The following is a 16,620-nucleotide window of genomic DNA, read 5'->3' on the forward strand; positions in this document are numbered from 1 at the left end:
CTAGACGCGGTGGGCGGTCGGTCGTACCAGCAGAACACAGGTGAGCACGCACAGCGCGGCGGCCGCGGCGCCCGCGGCGAGCGGTCCGGCGGCCGGGGCGAAGGCCTGCGCGAGCCCCTGGGCGACGGCCGCGAGCAGGCACACCACGGCCGCGCTCGCCACCGCGCCGAATGCCTGGAGCAGCAGCCCCAGCCACAGCACGGCGCCGACGAGCAGCAGCGAGGCGATCCGGGGCGCGGAGACGGCGGCGGCGCCGGGCCAGAGGAGCGCGGCGGCGGTGGTGAGGACGAGCAGCACGGCGAGGTAGCCGCCGAGGCAGCGGGCGAGCGCGCCGGTAGCGGCGCGCCGGAACTCGTCGGCCGTGGTGAGCAGGCGCAGCCTGGCGAGCCCGGCGGCGCGGAAGCGGTGCAGGAGCCATTCGGCCGGGCCCATGGAGAGGGTGAGCGCGATGACCGCGTCGGCGCCCGCGTACAGCACGAGCAGTCCGCTGCCGAGGCCGAACAGTCCGTACGGGAGGGAGCGCACGACCGGCGGCCCGCCGCGGCCCCGGGCGAGCCCGCCGGGCCGGGCCGGGCGGAGCACGAGCGCGGCGAAGCCGGTGGTGGCCGCGAGCGAGAGCAGCAGCAGCGTGACCCGCAGCGGCTCCGGCAGGTCGTAGCGGAAGGCGGGCACCGCGCCGGCGAGCGGCGACAGGGCCACGAGCAGGGCCCGCTCGCGGCCGAGGACGAGAAGCACGGTCGCCGCGGCCAGGTAGAGCGCCTGCCCGGCCCCGAACAGGGCGGCGGGCCCCTCCCCCGGAGCGGCCGCGGCCACCGCGACGGCCGCGCCGGCGAGCGCGCCGGCCGGGGCGCCGACGAGCAGCGCGCGGAGGGCAGCCGCCCGGTCGCCGAGCCCGAACCAGGTGTACGCGCGGTGCGCGAGCGCCTGGTTCCACACCCACCCGGTGACCGCCCCCGCGAACAACGGCACGGTCCCCGGCGGCAGCCCGTACCGCCCGGCCCCGCCGGCCAGCAACGGCGCCCCGAGCACATACGCGAGCCCGGGCAACGCGAACACGACCCCGCGCAGCAGACACCTGGCGAGCCCCGTGTGCCAGGGCCCGGCGGCCGGCACCTCGGGCGCCGGGTGACGCCGCTCGACGCGTGCGTACAGGTCCTCGGCGAGCGCGAAGGAGTCGTCGCGCCCGTACACGAGCCGGATGTGATCGTCCGTCATCCCGTCCGACTCGAGCAGCGCTGCCACCTCGTCGGGATGCACGGCGACGGCGACGAGCCCGTCGAGCCGGTCGGCGAGCTCGTCGAGCGGATCGGGAGCGAGGGCTGGGACGGCCGTCGGCCGCTGCCGGGCGGGCGAGGGCAGGCCGGGGGCGGGCAGGCCCGGGGGCGACGCGGCCGGGGCGGGGCCCGTCGTCGCGCGCTGGCGCGGGATCTGTGGCAGGGAGTCCCTCGTCGCGCCCGGCTTCAGCCACAGTGAGCCGCTCATGCGAGGGCACCTCCGCCGACCAGTTCGGCTCGCCAGGGGTCCGTCAGGCGGACCGTCCAGTCGAGGGGGTCCTCGGGGGCGGTGGTGGGGCGGCCGGCGAGTTCGAGGTAGATGCGGCGGAAGCCGTCGACCGAGCGGTGGAGGGTGAAGCGGTCGACGACGCGCCGGCGGGCGCGGCGGGCGAGGTCGGCGCGCCGGGTGTGGTCCCTCAGGAGCTCGGACACCGCCGCGGCCATCACCGCCGGTTCGCGGGGCGGGACGACGAGGCCGGTGTCGCCGACGGCCTCGCGGACGCCGCCGACGTCCGTGGAGACGGTGGCCCGGCCGCAGGACATCGCCTCGATGAGGGAGAAGGGGAAGCCCTCGCTGATGGAGGAGAGCATCACGACGTTGCCCGCCGCGTAGGCGCCGGCCACGTCCGCCGTACGCCCCTCGAAGACGACGCCGTCGGTGACGCCCAGTTCGGCGGCGAGCTTCTCCAGGCGCGTGCGGTAGTCCTCGTTGCCCGCCGGGACCGGGCCGAACAAGCGCAGCCGCAGCTCGGGGAGTTCGGCGCGGCAGATCGCGTACGCCCGGAGCAGGGTCTCCAGGTCCTTGATGGGGTCGACCCGGCCGACCCAGCTGAGGGTGGGGGTCTCGGGCTCGGGTCCGGCCCAGGGGAAAGCGGCGGGGTCGACGCCGTTGTAGACGGTGCGGATGCGGTCCGCGGGGGCGCCACCGCGCTCCTCCCAGCGCCGGTTGTACTGGTTGCAGGGGGTGATGAGGTCGGCCTTGAGGTAGCCGAGCGTGTTGAGCTCGCGGTAGAAGCCGAGGAGGAGGGACTTCACGGGGAAGCGCTGGGCCTCGGTGCGGTAGCCGAGGTAGCGCTCCCGCAGATAGATGCCGTGTTCGGTGAGCAGGAAGGGCACCCCTTCGAAGTGCTGGGCGGCGAGCGCCGGCAGCGTGGCGAGCCCGCTGGACACGGCGTGCGCGACCCGGTCGCCGGATATCCGGGCGGCGAGCGGGCGCAGTGCGTGTTCGAGCAGGTCGGTGGCGGTGAGGGCGTCGTGGACGGTGGGCCGGGCCGCGGCCGTCGGCAGGTGCGGCATGGACCAGATCCACATCAGGGCGCGCAGCACCCGCTCGGAGCGGAGTGCGGCGGTGAGCCCGCCGGCCCGGGCGAGGGCGGCGAGCTCGTACAGCGCCTCGCCGAAGTCGCAGCCGGCGGCGGGGTCGAGGATCGCGAGCAGGAAGCGCTCGTACGTGTCGAGGAAGCGGCGCCGTGCCCCGCCCCGCGGGGCCGCCCTGGCCCGCTCGGGGGCGGGGCCCCAGAGCGGGAAGGCGGTGTGCGCGGTGAGGTTCGGCGGCAGTTCCCAGGTGACGGGCTCCCGGCCGCTGCCGGTGAGCGCGAGGACGTGGAAGTCGACCTCGGGCATGCCCCGGATCAGCTGGTCGCACCAGGTGCTGACGCCGCCGTGGACATGTGGGTAGGTGCCTTCGGTGAGCATGGTGACATGGCGGCCACTGCTCGGCATGGGTGTGTCCCCCGGACGGTGCGTGCTGGTCGGGCGGTCGGTGGGTCGGTGAGGCGGTGGGTCGAACGGTCGGTCAGACCGTCGGTCAGGCGATCGGTCGAGCGGCTGCTCGGGCGGCCGCGGCGGTCACGCGGTCGTGGCCGCCGGGCCGGGCGGCGGGCCGGGCGGCGGGCCGCCGGGGCGGCCGCCCCGCCGCTCACGCCGTCGGGAGCCTGAGCGTGATGCCGCTCTGCAGCGGCTCCGGCGTCGTCCACGCCGACCGCGCGCCCGCGTACGCCGTACCGAACGCCGCCGTGCCGAGCAGGAGCTGCTTGCGGGTGCCCTCCGGCGCGGTGAGCGGGACCGCGACGCCGGACGGGGCCTTGACCGTGACGGTGGTGCCGATCCGGTAGGCGGTGACCTGGCCTGCGGCGAGCGCCCGCTCCCAGGCGGTACGGCGGTCGAGTTCGGTCCCGGCCTCCTTCTGGCGCGGGTTCACCAGGGGCGTGTTGTCGGCGTACAGCGCGCGGTAGTCCGCGAGGACCGTGTCGAGGACGGGGTAGAGGATGCGTTCCTCGGCGAGGTTGGACTGGTGGACGTAGTGCGGCCGGGGGTCGTTGCCCATGACGTGGGCCAGGGCGGTACGGGCCTCCTGCGGCACGATGTGCGCGGCGTAGCCGGTGGCGGTGTCGAGCGGGGCGGGCAGGCAGCTGGAGGCGGGGTTGTCCTCGCAGAGGCCGCTGCCGCCGTCGGCGCGGGAGGTGTAGATCCAGTTGTACTCGTCGGCCATCTCGGCGGCGGTGCCCACGTTGTAGTACACGTTCATGGGGTGCCGGGGGACGGTCTTCGCGGCGCCGCTGCCGGTGCCGACGGACCGCTGGGCCGGTTCGCGGGAGTTGTCGCTCGCCGTCCACTTCACGCCGTTGTCGGCGAGGGCGCCGGACAGGTTGGGGTTGTCGGCGGGCTGCTGGGGCAGGGTCTTCAGACCGGAGTGCTCTCCGGTGACGAGTTCGGTGCGGTCGACGGAGATGCCCTTGCCGGTCGCCCAGTTGAGGTTGTCCCTGATCTGGGCGGAGATCTCGGCGCGGGTGACCCACTGCGTCGCCCCGGCGGCGTCCTTGGCGCAGCTCCAGGGGACGGTCGTGGCGTCCTGGACGCAGCCGAGGAAGGGGTGGGTGTAGGTGTGGTTGATCCAGCGGTACTGCGCGCGGTCGGCGACCAGGCGCGTGGCGAGCGGGTCGCTGCCTCCGTGCTCGGTCCTCCACTGCTCGCCCTGGCCGCCGTTGTAGACCATGTCGAGCCGGAAGCCGGAGGACTTCTGCCAGGCGGCGGCGTAGGCGGCGTCGTCGGCGGTCATCCGGACCGGGTCGTCCCCGGCCTCGCCGTCGCCGCCGGGGCAGTCGAGGTCGCCGGGGGTGCAGTTGCGGACGGTGTCCCAGCGCGCGTCGGGCGCGAGGACGTCGTCGACGTGCACGGAGAGGTAGTTGCGGGACTGTCCGAGGTGGACGCCCTGGGTGAGCCATTCGACGATGCCGCGGGCCAGGGCCCGGAACTGGCGCTGGTACCGGTTGTAGGCGAAGGTCACGACGAGTTCGCGGCGCCCGTCGTGGGCGTACTCGCCGATCAGGCTGATCCGGCCGCCGTCCGCCGCGGGCATGTCGAGGAAGCTGGTGTAGCCGGCCCGGGGTCGGCCCGCGTAGCCGTAACTCTCGGAGACGGCCGGGTCGTTGTCCTCGAAGACCACCGGCCCGCGCAGATCGCGGAAGGGCCCGGCCTGCCCGGCGGGGGTGACATGGCCGACGGCCCCGTCGAGGACGCCGGACCAGCCGCCGTCGGTCGTGTAGTCGAGGCCGACGCCGGGGTGGGCCCAGGTGTACGCGTCGACCTGCGGGATGCCGAAGGCCGTCTCGTACGAGGTGAGCGCGGCCTGCTCGGCGGAGTCGGGCCCGAACACGGCCTCGTGCGGCAGGACCACGCCCTGGTACCTGGCGCGGGGCCGGCCGTCGACCGTGTCGCTGAGGAAGCCGGCGGTGAGCACCGGCCGGTCCGTGTCGTTCAGGTCGAGGGTGCGGTACGGGACCCCGGAGCCCTTGAGTTCGGCGGTGATGGCCTGGACCGCGCTGCCGCCGTCGTCGACGACGAGCACGGTCAGGTCGATCCGCGGCGCCGGTTCGGCGGCGCCGGCCTGCGCGGACGGCACGACGGTGGCGAGCAGCCCGGCCGCGGCGAGGGCGGCGAGCCGGGCCGTACGGGGCGCTCGTGCCGTACGGGGAGCGCGCGCCGCGCGGTGCGCGCGGGCGGCGCGGGCCGTGCGTCCGGTGCCGGTTCTGGGCGCGCTGAAGTGGCCGGAATCCATCGGTGGGTGTCCCCCCTCGGCAGGCCCGCCCGGACGGCGGGACCCGTGGAGATGTGCCGGAAGAGCGAAGGGCGGTGTGTCGCCCTTGCCTGATTGAGGCGAGTGTGAAACGCGTCCGGCCGGACCGGGCGTCAAACCCCGCAGAGACTCCACGGATGAGTGAATCAGCACCGCCGTGAGCGAAAGCAGTGAGCGAGCGTAGGCTCATTACCTGCGCTCACCGGGCCGAAATACGATGCGGCGGGCACGGTCGGCCCATCCCTCGACCGCCACAGAACTCAATGGAAGCGAGAAATCACCACCGTGACTGCTCTCACTCTCAGCACCGCCGGAGCGGCGACGCTGCGCGCCGACGCGGTCGTCGTCGGCGTCGCGAAGTCCGGTAAGACGCTGGTCGTCGCCCCGGGAGCCGAGGTCGTCGACGAGGCCTTCGACGGCGGTCTGGCCGCCGTCCTGGAGACCCTGGGCGCCTCGGGCGCCGAGGGTGAGGCGACCAAGCTGCCCTCCCCCGCCGGTCTGAAGGCCCCCGTCGTGCTCGCCGTCGGCCTGGGCTCCGCGCCCGAGGACGGCGAGGCCTATGGCACCGAGGCGCTGCGCCGCGCCGCCGGCACCGCCGCCCGCGCGCTGACCGGTTCGAAGAAGGCCGCCTTCGCCCTGCCCGTGGCCGACGCCGACGCCGCCGGCGCGATCGTCGAGGGCGCGCTGCTCGGCGCGTACGCCTACACCGCGTACCAGGAGAACGGCGAGGGCAAGAAGCAGCCGCTCGCCGAGGTCGCCCTGCTCGGCGCCAAGCCGCGCGACAAGGCCCACAAGGCCGCCGCGGAGCGCGCGACCGCCGTCGCCGAGGAGATGAACCGCGCCCGCGACCTCATCAACCAGCCGCCGAACGACCTGCACCCGGCCGCGTTCGCCGCCGCCGCGCAGGCCGCCGGCAAGGAGTACGGCCTCAAGGTGCAGGTGCTCGACGAGAAGGCGCTCGCCAAGGGCGGCTTCGGCGGCATCCTGGGCGTCGGCAACGGCTCGGTGAACCCGCCGCGCCTGGTCCGGGTCGCCTACACCCACCCGAAGGCGGAGAAGACCCTCGCCCTGGTCGGCAAGGGCATCACCTACGACTCGGGCGGCATCTCCCTGAAGCCGGCCGGCCACAACGAGACGATGAAGTGCGACATGAGCGGCGCCGCCGCCGTGTTCGCCACCGTCGTCGCCGCGGCCCGCCTCGGCCTCGCCGTCAACGTCACCGGCTGGCTGGCCCTCGCCGAGAACATGCCGTCCGGCTCCGCCACCCGCCCGGGCGACGTGCTGCGCATGTACAGCGGCAAGACCGTCGAGGTGCTCAACACCGACGCCGAGGGCCGTCTGGTCCTGGCCGACGCGCTGACCAAGGCCTCCGAGGAGAACCCGGACGCGATCGTCGACGTGGCCACCCTGACCGGTGCCATGGTCCTGGCGCTCGGCGACCGCACCTTCGGCATCATGGCCAACGACGACGCCTACCGGACCGCGATCCACGAGATCGCCGAGGAGGTCGGCGAGCAGTCCTGGCCGATGCCGCTCCCCGCGGACCTCCGCAAGACCATGGACTCCCCCACCGCCGACATGGCGAACATGGGCGTCCGCATGGGCGGCGGCCTGATCGCCGGTCTCTTCCTCCAGGAGTTCGTGGGCGAGGGCATCACCTGGGCCCACCTGGACATCGCGGGCCCGGCCTTCCACGAGGGCGCCCCGTACGGCTACACCCCGAAGGGCGGCACCGGCTCCGCGGTGCGCACCCTGGTGCGCCTGGCCGAGCGCACGGCCGACGGCGAGCTGTGAGCACTCGCTCGCCCGATGTGATGTGACGCGTACGACCCCGGTGGCCTCGGCCCCCGGGGTCGTACCCGTTCCGGGACCGTTCACCCGCGACGAAATCCGTACGATCCGACACCGCCGCCACCGGTCCGTACGGACGATCGGCCGTCTCAGGACGCGGCCCCGCGTCCCGCCGTCCGGCAACAAGTGCGAAGATGGGTTCTCGGCAGGACAGGGCCCCCACCACAGGGCCGACGAATATGCGGCCGGACACCCGGAGCCGCCGCCCCGTCAGCGAAGACGGGCGACGAGCGCACATGCATGGAGGACGTGACGTGGCGAACGACGCCAGCACCGTTTTCGACCTAGTGATCCTCGGCGGCGGTAGCGGCGGTTATGCCGCGGCGCTGCGCGGAGCGCAGCTGGGCCTGGACGTCGCACTGATCGAGAAGAACAAGCTCGGCGGCACCTGCCTGCACAACGGCTGCATCCCGACGAAGGCCCTGCTCCACGCCGGCGAGGTCGCCGACCAGGCGCGCGAGGCGGAGCAGTTCGGTGTCAAGGCCTCCTTCGAGGGCATCGACATCAAGGCCGTGCACAAGTACAAGGACGACGTGATCTCGGGCCTCTACAAGGGTCTGCAGGGTCTGGTCGCCTCCCGCAAGGTCACCTACATCGAGGGCACCGGCCACCTGTCCTCCCCGACCTCCGTCGACGTCGACGGGCGCCGGGTCGAGGGCCGCCACGTCCTCCTCGCCACCGGTTCCGTGCCGAAGTCCCTGCCGGGTCTGGAGATCGACGGCAACCGCATCATCTCCTCGGACCACGCGCTGACCCTGGACCGGGTGCCGGAGTCCGCGATCATCCTCGGCGGCGGTGTCATCGGCGTCGAGTTCGCCTCCGCGTGGAAGTCCTTCGGCACCGACGTCACGGTGATCGAGGGCCTGAAGCACCTCGTCCCGGTCGAGGACGAGAACAGCTCGAAGCTGCTGGAGCGCGCCTTCCGCAAGCGCGGCATCAAGTTCAACCTGGGCACGTTCTTCCAGTCGGCCGAGTACACCGAGACCGGTGTGAAGGTCACCCTGGCGGACGGCAAGACCTTCGAGGCCGAGGTGCTGCTCGTCGCCATCGGCCGCGGCCCGGTCTCCGCCGGTCTCGGGTACGAGGAGCAGGGCGTCGCGATGGACCGCGGCTACGTCCTGGTCGACGAGTACATGCGCACGAACGTGCCGACGATCTCGGCCGTGGGCGACCTCGTCCCGACGCTCCAGCTCGCGCACGTCGGCTTCGCCGAGGGCATCCTCGTCGCGGAGCGGCTCGCGGGTCTCAAGCCCGTTCCGATCGACTACGACGGCGTGCCGCGGGTGACGTACTGCCACCCCGAGGTCGCCTCCGTCGGCATCTCCGAGGCCAAGGCCAAGGAGATCTACGGCGCGGACAAGGTCGTCGCCCTGAAGTACAACCTCGCGGGCAACGGCAAGAGCAAGATCCTCAAGACCGCGGGCGAGATCAAGCTCGTCCAGGTCAAGGACGGTGCCGTGGTCGGCGTCCACATGGTCGGTGACCGCATGGGCGAGCAGGTCGGCGAAGCGCAGCTGATCTACAACTGGGAGGCGCTGCCGGCCGAGGTCGCGCAGCTCATCCACGCCCACCCGACGCAGAACGAGGCGCTCGGCGAGGCCCACCTGGCCCTGGCCGGCAAGCCTCTGCACTCCCACGACTGACGCTCACGTCATCACAGGGCGCGACGACCAACTTCCGCAATTCGTTAGGAGCAACTGAAACCATGTCGGTTTCCGTAACCCTGCCGGCGCTCGGCGAGAGCGTCACCGAGGGCACCGTCACCCGCTGGCTCAAGGCCGAGGGTGAGCGTGTCGAGGCCGACGAGCCGCTGCTCGAGGTCTCGACCGACAAGGTCGACACCGAGATCCCCGCCCCCGCCTCGGGCATCCTGGCCTCCATCAAGGTCGCCGAGGACGAGACGGTCGAGGTCGGCGCCGAGCTGGCCATCATCGACGACGGCACCGGCGCCCCGGCTGCCGCCCCGGCCCCGGCCGCCGAGCCGGTCGCCGTCCCCGCCCCGGCCCCGGTGGCCGAGGCCCCGGCCGCCCCGGCCCCGGTCGCTCCCGCCGCCCCGGCCGCCGCCGCCGGTGCCGCCCAGGGCACCGACGTCGTGCTGCCCGCGCTCGGCGAGTCCGTCACCGAGGGCACCGTGACCCGCTGGCTGAAGTCGGTCGGCGAGACCGTCGAGGCCGACGAGCCGCTGCTCGAGGTCTCCACGGACAAGGTCGACACCGAGATCCCCGCCCCCGCCTCCGGCGTTCTCCTGGAGATCGTCGTCGGCGAGGACGAGACCGCCGAGGTCGGCGCCAAGCTCGCCGTCATCGGTGCCGCGGGTGCCGCCCCGGCCGCCCCGGCCCCGGTCGCCGCCCCGGCCCCCGCCGCTGTTCCGGCCCCGGCCCCGGTGGCTCCGGCCGCTCCGGCTCCGGCGCCCGCCCCGGTGGCCCCGGCCGCCCCGGTCGCCGCTCCGGCTCCGGCCGCCCCCGTGGCCGCCCCGGCCCCCGTCGCGCCCGCCGCTCCGGCCGTCTCCCCGGCCGCCCCGGAGGACGAGGGCGCCTACGTGACCCCGCTGGTCCGCAAGCTCGCCACCGAGAACGGTGTCGACCTGTCGACCGTCAAGGGCTCCGGCGTCGGCGGCCGCATCCGCAAGCAGGACGTCCTCGCGGCCGCCGAGGCCAAGAAGGCCGCCGCCGCCGCTCCCGTCGCCGCCCCGACCGCTGCCGCCGCCGCGCCGAAGACCCCCGTCCTGGAGGTCTCCCCGCTGCGTGGCCAGACGGTCAAGATGACCCGCATGCGCAAGGTCATCGGCGACAACATGATGAAGGCGCTGCACGGCCAGGCCCAGCTGTCCTCGGTCGTCGAGGTCGACATCACCAAGCTGATGAAGCTGCGCGCCCGCGCCAAGGACGCGTTCGCGGCCCGCGAGGGCGTCAAGCTCTCCCCGATGCCGTTCTTCGTCAAGGCGGCGGCCCAGGCGCTGAAGGCCCACCCGGTCATCAACGCCCGGATCAACGAGGACGAGGGCACGATCACCTACTTCGACACCGAGAACATCGGTATCGCGGTGGACTCCGAGAAGGGCCTGATGACCCCGGTCATCAAGGGTGCGGGCGACCTGAACATCGCCGGCATCTCCAAGGCCACCGCCGAGCTGGCGGGCAAGGTCCGCGGCAACAAGATCACCCCGGACGAGCTCGCGGGCGCGACCTTCACGATCTCCAACACGGGTTCGCGCGGCGCGCTGTTCGACACCATCATCGTTCCGCCGAACCAGGTCGCCATCCTGGGCATCGGTGCCACGGTGAAGCGCCCGGCCGTGATCGAGACCGCCGAGGGCACCGTCATCGGCGTGCGCGACATGACCTACCTGACGCTCTCCTACGACCACCGTCTGGTGGACGGCGCCGACGCCGCCCGCTACCTGGTGGCCGTGAAGGCGATCCTGGAGGCCGGCGAGTTCGAGGTCGACCTCGGCCTCTGAGCCTGCCTGCTGGAGCCGCTGAGGCTACTGGCGAGTAAGAGGCGCGTGCACCGCAACGTAACGAGCCTCACCTGCGGCGCCCCCGTCCGGATGTGTTTCCGGGCGGGGGCGCCGCCGTATTGTCTAAGGGTCAAGAACTCCCGGAGGAGCCACTCAATGACCGTCCCCGTCGTCCATTCGCTGCGCGAGCAGATCCGCGAGCACATCGTGGAGGGCATCGTCAGCGGACGCTGGAAGCCGGGCGAGCGCATCGTGGAGCGGCGGATCGCGACGGAGCTGGAGGTCTCGCAGACCCCGGTCCGGGAGGCGCTGCGCGAGCTGGAGTCGCTGCGGCTGATCGAGTCGGCGCCGAACAAGGGCGTCCGGGTGCGCAATCTGACCGCCGCGGACCTGGAGGAGAGCTATCCGGTCCGGGCCGGTCTGGAGCAGATCGCGGCGGAGCTGGCGGCCGGCCGGCTCGCGGCCGACTGCTCGGCCCTGGAGCCGCACGTGGCGGCGCTGTACGAGGCGGACGCGGCCTCCGACGGCACGGCGCAGGTGCGGCACACGGTGGCCTTCCACCGGGAGCTGGTGCGGGCGGCCGGGAACAGCGTGCTCCTCCACACCTGGGAGGGCCTGGGCATCGAGGTGTTCACGGCGCTCTCGATCCGCTGGCTCGGCACGGTGCAGAAGTCGTACGCGGAGGAGCACCAGGAGCTGGTGGAGGCCTTCCGGCGGGGCGACCCGGACATCGGGGCGCTGGTGAAGGCGCATGTACTGGGGTGCGCGCCGCGCGCCTGACGCCCGACCTCACACTGTCGTACGAGCGGGCCTGCCTCCGGGCGGGCCCGCTCGTCCGTGTGAGCTCCGTGTGACCGGCGTCTCAGATCAGCGGCTTCACCTGCGAAAACAAGGCACCGGGTGCCCTCTTTCGCGGCACCCTGTGCCGACTTTGGTGCTCCGGGCACCTTTTTCTTGCCGAAGCTTTGATCGATCATCGATCGGAGGCTTACAGTCTTCGGCGGGCCGTCACCCGGCCCTTCGCCCTGTCCTGCCAGACAAGGCCTTTTTATCTCCACCCCATCTGTCCGGAAGGCGGCGATCATGACCGGTCCCGTAGGCAACATTCCGAGCGAGCTCGATCAGCTCCCGGACCGTGACACCGAGGAGACCGCCGAGTGGGCGGCCTCCCTCGACGCCGTCACCAAGGCCGCCGGCCCCCACCGGGCCGCCTACCTGATGCGCCGCACCCTCCAGCACGCCGAAGGCGCGGGCCTGGCCCTGCCCAAGCTCCTGGAGACGGACTACCTCAACACCATCCCCACCTCCGCCGAGCCGGTCATCGACGGCGACGAGGAGATGGAGCGGAAGATCACCGCGTGGAACCGCTGGAACGCGGCCGCGATGGTCACCCGCGGCTCCAAGCACGGCGTCGGCGGCCACATCGCGACCTTCGCGTCCGCGGCCTGGCTGTACGAGACCGGCTTCAACCACTTCTTCCGCGGCAAGGAGGGGGACGGCTCCGGCGACCAGCTCTACATCCAGGGCCACGCCTCCCCCGGCATCTACGCCCGCGCCTTCCTCGACGGGCGCCTGACCGAGGCGCACCTCGACAACTTCCGGCAGGAGGCCGGCGGCAACGGCCTGCCCTCCTACCCGCACCCGCGCCGTCTCCCCTGGCTGTGGGAGTTCCCCACCGTCTCCATGGGTCTCGGCCCGCTCTCCGCGATCTACCAGGCGCGCTTCAACCGCTACCTGACCAACCGCGGCATCAAGGACGTCTCCGCCTCGCACGTCTGGGCCTTCCTGGGCGACGGCGAGATGGACGAGCCCGAGTCGACGGCGGCGCTCGCCCTCGCGGCCCGCGAGGGTCTGGACAACCTGACCTTCGTCATCAACTGCAACCTGCAGCGTCTCGACGGCCCGGTGCGCGCCAACTTCAAGATCGTGCAGGAGCTGGAGGCCGCGTTCCGCGGTGCCGGCTGGAACGTCGTGAAGACCCTGTGGGGCAACGCCTGGGACGAGCTGTTCCAGCTCGACACCACCGGCGCCCTGGTCCGCCGCCTCCGCGAGGTCCCCGACGCGCAGGTCCAGACGTACCAGACCCGCGACGCCGCCTACATCCGCGAGGACTTCTTCGGCAAGGACCCGGCGCTCGTCGCGATGGCGCGGCTGCTGTCCGACGACAAGATCCTCGAGTGCTTCCACCTCTCGCGCGGTGGCCACGAGCCGCGCAAGGTGTACGCCGCCTACAAGGCCGCCCTGGAGTTCAAGGGCGCGCCGACGGTGATCCTGGCGCAGACGGTGAAGGGCTTCACCCTGGGCGAGGGCTTCGCGTCGAAGAACGCGAACCACCAGATGAAGAAGCTGTCCTCGGACGAGTTCAAGGACATGCGGGACCTGCTCGACCTGCCGATCTCGGACGCCCAGTTCACCGACGGCGTGGTCCCCTACGGCCACCCGGGCGCCGACTCCCCCGAGGTCCGCTACCTCCAGGAGCGCCGCGCGGCCCTCGGCGGTCCCGCCCCGGCCCGCCGCACGCACCCGCTGGCGCCGCTGCCGGCCCCGGCCGACAAGGCCTTCGCCGCCTTCGACAAGGGCTCCGGCTCGCAGAACCTGGCCACGACGATGGCGTTCGTGCGCCTGGTCAAGGACCTGGTCCGCGACAAGGAGACCGGTAAGCGCTGGGTCCCGATCGTCCCGGACGAGGCCCGTACCTTCGGTATGGAGTCGCTGTTCCCGTCGCTCGGCATCTACTCGCCGAAGGGCCAGACGTACGAGCCGGTCGACCGCGACCAGCTGATGTACTACAAGGAGGCCGTCAACGGCCAGATCCTGAACGAGGGCATCACCGAGGCCGGCTCGATGGCCGACTTCATCGCCGCGTCCACCGCGTACGCGACGCACGGCGAGGCGATGATCCCGTTCTACATCTTCTACTCGATGTTCGGCTGGCAGCGGACCGCCGACCAGATGTGGCAGCTCGGCGACCAGCTCGGCCGCGGCTTCCTCGTCGGCGCGACCGCCGGCCGTACGACCCTGACCGGTGAGGGCCTGCAGCACGCCGACGGCCACTCCCCCGTCATCGCGGCCACCAACCCGGCGGCACTGAGCTACGACCCGGCGTTCGCCTACGAGGTCGCGGCCATCGTCAAGGAGGGTCTGCGCCGGATGTACGGCGAGGCCGCCGAGGGCGAGGACCAGAACGTCTTCTACTACCTCACCGTCTACAACGAGCCGCTGCCGCAGCCGGCCAAGCCGGGCCACGCGGGCGTGGACGAGGGCATCGTCAAGGGCCTGTACCGCTACAACACGGCCGAGTCGGCCGGGCTGACCGTGCCCGCCAACGCGCCGCGGATCCAGCTGCTCGGCTCGGGCACGGCGATCCACTGGGCCCTGGAGGCGCAGCGGCTGCTCGCCGAGGAGTGGGGCGTGGCCGCCGACGTGTGGTCCGCGACCTCGTGGACCGAGCTGCGCCGCGACGCGCTTGAGGCCGACGCGGCCCTGCTGCGCGGCGAGGAGCGCGTGCCGTACGTCCGCCAGGTCCTGGAGGGCGTGGACTCCCCTGTCCTGGCCGTGTCCGACTACATGCGCCAGGTCCCGGACCAGATCGCGCAGTGGGTCGAGCAGGACTGGACCTCGCTCGGCGCCGACGGCTTCGGCCTGTCGGACACCCGCACGGCCGCCCGCCGCCACTTCGGCGTCGACGCCCAGTCCATCGTGGTCGCCGCCCTGGCCCAGCTCGCCCGCCGCGGCGAGGTCCAGGCGACCTCGGTGAAGGAGGCACGGGAGCGCTACGGCCTGTAAGGGCCTCACATCCGTCCGAGGGGCCGCTTCCGTACGCACATACGGAGGCGGCCCCTCGGCGTACTCCGCCGCACCCCCGTGTGGGCAATCGTCCCGCTGGGCGGGACGGGTGGGCACACGGGACCGCGCCCTGGCGGCGCGTCCGCCCCCTGCACCTGCCCGCACCACACGGCGCCGCGCCTCCTTGGCGGGCGTCCGAAGCGGTAGGGGCCTAGGCCCAGCCCACGAGGTCCGTGTGGATGACAGGCTGGGGGCATGCGTGCCGCCCGCCTCATCAAGCTGGTCCTGCTGCTCCAGTCCCGGCCGTCGATGACGGCCGCCGAGCTCGCCGCCGAGCTGGAGGTGTCGGAGCGGACCATCACCCGGGACGCGCTCGCACTCTCGGAGGCGGGGGTTCCGGTGTACGCGGACCGGGGGCGGGCCGGCGGGTACCGCCTGGTCGGCGGCTACCGGACACGGCTCACCGGGCTCGCGCGCGGGGAGGCGGAGGCGCTGTTCCTGTCCGGGCTGCCGGGGGCGCTGCGGGACATGGGGCTCGCGGACGCGGCCTCGGCGGCGCGGCTGAAGGTGTCGGCGGCGCTGCTGCCGTCGTTGCGGGACGCGCCGGAGGCGGTGGGGCGGCGGTTCCATCTGGACGCGCCGGCCTGGTTCCAGGAGCCCCGGACGCCGGAGCTGCTCGCGCCGGTGGCGGAGGCGGTGTGGGGCGACCGGCCGGTGCGGGCCCGCTACCGGCGCGGCGACGGCGAGGTGGAGCGCGAGCTCCAGCCGTACGGGCTCGTCCTGAAGGCCGGCGTCTGGTACCTGTGCGCGCGGGCGGGCGACGCCTTCCGCACGTACCGGGTGGACCGGTTCGCCGGTGTGGAGCTCCTCGGGGAGCCCTTCGAGCGGGATCCGGACTTCGATCTGGCGGCGTTCTGGAGCGAGCGGTCGGCCGAGTTCGCGCGCTCGCTGCTGCGCGCGGAGGTGGTGCTGCGGCTCACGGAGGCGGGGGCGCGGCAGCTGCCGTATGTGACGGACCGGGCGGCGGCCGGCGAGGCACTCGCGGCGGGGGTGGCCGAGGCGGACGGCCGGCTGCGGGTGGTGCTGCCGGTGGAGGACGAGGAGGTCGCCTTCGGGCAGCTGCTCGGGCTCGGCCCGGAGGCCGAGGTGGTGGCCCCGGACGGCCTGCGCGAACGGTTCGCGGCGGCCGCCCGGGCGATGGCCGAGCGCTACCGGTAGTCCGCCGGGTTCACGTCCGGGTCGGTCTCCTTGGCGAGCAGGAAGCCCCAGGAGTCGGGCCGGGATCCGTCGGCGTCGGTGAAGCCGTACTCCCTGGCGAGCTGTCCGCTGTCGAGGGACCGCCCGTTCCAGCGGGCCCGGTCGGGGTCGGCGGCGAGGGCGGCGACGGCCCGTCCGACGTAGACCGGGGACTCGGAGACGGCGAAGTCGGGGAGCTTCTCGGTGGCATCGCGCCAGTTCTCCTCGGTGACGCCGAAGCCGGCGAGCATCTGCTCGGAGCGGAGCCAGCCGGGGCTGACGGAGACGGCGGTGCCGGCCGAGTCGGCGAGCTCCTCGGCGAGGCCGAACGCCATCCGGATGGGTGCGTTCTTGGTGAGGTCGTAGAAGAGGTTCTCGCGGTAGTGGCCGCCGTTGTACGCGGTGGTGCCGTCGGTGACCTCGACGACCAGGCCGCCGGGGTGACGGGTGAGCAGCGGGAGGGCGGTGTGGGAGGTGACGAGGTGCGTCTTCACGCCGAGTTCGAGCATCCGCAGACCGTCGGTGAGGTCGATCTCCCAGGTCTTCTTGCCGAAGGAGGAGCCGATGAGGTGCTCGCCGCCCCAGACGTCGTTGACGAGGACGTCCAGCCGGCCGCGCTCGCGGTCGATCCGCCCGACGAGAGCGCGGACCTGCTCGGGCTCCAGATGGTCGGTGGGCACGGCGATGCCCTCGCCCCCGGCTGCGGTCACCAGGTCGGCGGTCTCCTCGATGGTCTCGGTGCTCCGGCCGACCTCGCTGACCTCGGCACGGGTGGTGCGCCCGGTGACATAGACGGTGGCTCCGGCGGCACCGAGCTGGACGGCGATGGCGCGTCCCGCGCCACGGGTGGCGCCTGCGACGAGGGCGATACGGCCGGTGAGGGGCTTGTTCTCCTGGGTCATGCGAGCAGCCTGGCAGGGAAATCCGACATCTTCTGT

General features: G+C 73.1%; 10 protein-coding genes. 6 read left to right on the forward strand and 4 right to left on the reverse strand.

Going from position 1 to position 16,620, the window contains the following annotated elements; genetic code table 11:
* The 3 genes from AB0C73_RS30490 to AB0C73_RS30500 all read right to left on the reverse strand — a co-directional run bounded on the left by AB0C73_RS30490 (position 1) and on the right by AB0C73_RS30500 (position 5,331).
* Positions 1-1,482: a hypothetical protein gene (locus tag AB0C73_RS30490; RefSeq protein WP_362536443.1), complete on the reverse strand. Its 1,482-nt coding sequence runs from the start codon at positions 1,480-1,482 to the stop codon at positions 1-3.
* Positions 1,479-2,996, reverse strand: coding sequence for a GT4 family glycosyltransferase PelF (gene pelF, locus AB0C73_RS30495; RefSeq protein ID WP_362536445.1), 1,518 nt, complete (start codon positions 2,994-2,996; stop codon positions 1,479-1,481). The genes AB0C73_RS30490 and pelF overlap by 4 nt, the downstream gene beginning before the upstream one ends.
* Positions 2,997-3,192: 196 nt before the next feature.
* Positions 3,193-5,331, reverse strand: coding sequence for a hypothetical protein (locus AB0C73_RS30500; protein ID WP_362536447.1), 2,139 nt, complete (start codon positions 5,329-5,331; stop codon positions 3,193-3,195).
* A 303-nt stretch (positions 5,332-5,634) separates the two neighbouring features.
* Here AB0C73_RS30500 and AB0C73_RS30505 point away from each other — a divergent pair, with 303 nt between their 5' ends.
* From AB0C73_RS30505 to AB0C73_RS30530, 6 genes are all read left to right on the forward strand, one after another.
* On the forward strand, positions 5,635-7,143 hold the full coding sequence (locus tag AB0C73_RS30505) for a leucyl aminopeptidase (RefSeq protein WP_362536449.1): 1,509 nt from the start codon (positions 5,635-5,637) through the stop codon (positions 7,141-7,143).
* Between the two features lie 311 nt (positions 7,144-7,454).
* On the forward strand, positions 7,455-8,843 hold the full coding sequence (gene lpdA / locus AB0C73_RS30510) for a dihydrolipoyl dehydrogenase (RefSeq protein WP_362536451.1): 1,389 nt from the start codon (positions 7,455-7,457) through the stop codon (positions 8,841-8,843).
* Positions 8,844-8,905: 62 nt separating this feature from the next.
* On the forward strand, positions 8,906-10,660 hold the full coding sequence (gene sucB / locus AB0C73_RS30515; RefSeq protein WP_362536453.1) for a 2-oxoglutarate dehydrogenase, E2 component, dihydrolipoamide succinyltransferase: 1,755 nt from the start codon (positions 8,906-8,908) through the stop codon (positions 10,658-10,660).
* A 156-nt stretch (positions 10,661-10,816) separates the two neighbouring features.
* Positions 10,817-11,440 (forward strand): GntR family transcriptional regulator, encoded by a 624-nt coding sequence (locus tag AB0C73_RS30520; RefSeq protein ID WP_362536455.1) that lies wholly within the window; start codon positions 10,817-10,819, stop codon positions 11,438-11,440.
* Positions 11,441-11,743: 303 nt separating this feature from the next.
* The gene (gene aceE / locus AB0C73_RS30525; RefSeq protein WP_362536457.1) at positions 11,744-14,446 is read left to right on the forward strand and encodes a pyruvate dehydrogenase (acetyl-transferring), homodimeric type; all 2,703 of its coding nucleotides are present in this window, start codon (positions 11,744-11,746) and stop codon (positions 14,444-14,446) included.
* 255 nt (positions 14,447-14,701) lie between these two features.
* Entirely contained in the window at positions 14,702-15,664 is a 963-nt protein-coding gene (locus tag AB0C73_RS30530) for a WYL domain-containing protein (RefSeq protein ID WP_362536458.1), read from the forward strand.
* On the opposite strand, the gene AB0C73_RS30535 is transcribed toward AB0C73_RS30530, so the two are convergent.
* Positions 15,655-16,584: an SDR family oxidoreductase gene (locus AB0C73_RS30535; protein ID WP_362536460.1), complete on the reverse strand. Its 930-nt coding sequence runs from the start codon at positions 16,582-16,584 to the stop codon at positions 15,655-15,657. The two genes, AB0C73_RS30530 and AB0C73_RS30535, sit on opposite strands and share 10 nt — an antisense overlap.
* Positions 16,585-16,620 lie beyond the last annotated feature (36 nt).

The organism is Streptomyces sp. NPDC048623 (assembly GCF_040650755.1).
Lineage (GTDB): Bacteria > Actinomycetota > Actinomycetes > Streptomycetales > Streptomycetaceae > Streptomyces.

Coding starts and splice junctions, on each gene's coding strand:
- AB0C73_RS30490 (WP_362536443.1), bottom strand. CDS start 1,482: ATGAGCGGCTCACTGTGGCTGAAGCCGGGCGCGACGAGGGACTCCCTG.
- pelF (WP_362536445.1), bottom strand. CDS start 2,996: ATGCCGAGCAGTGGCCGCCATGTCACCATGCTCACCGAAGGCACCTAC.
- AB0C73_RS30500 (WP_362536447.1), bottom strand. CDS start 5,331: ATGGATTCCGGCCACTTCAGCGCGCCCAGAACCGGCACCGGACGCACG.
- sucB (WP_362536453.1), top strand. CDS start 8,906: ATGTCGGTTTCCGTAACCCTGCCGGCGCTCGGCGAGAGCGTCACCGAG.
- AB0C73_RS30520 (WP_362536455.1), top strand. CDS start 10,817: ATGACCGTCCCCGTCGTCCATTCGCTGCGCGAGCAGATCCGCGAGCAC.
- aceE (WP_362536457.1), top strand. CDS start 11,744: ATGACCGGTCCCGTAGGCAACATTCCGAGCGAGCTCGATCAGCTCCCG.
- AB0C73_RS30530 (WP_362536458.1), top strand. CDS start 14,702: ATGCGTGCCGCCCGCCTCATCAAGCTGGTCCTGCTGCTCCAGTCCCGG.
- AB0C73_RS30535 (WP_362536460.1), bottom strand. CDS start 16,584: ATGACCCAGGAGAACAAGCCCCTCACCGGCCGTATCGCCCTCGTCGCA.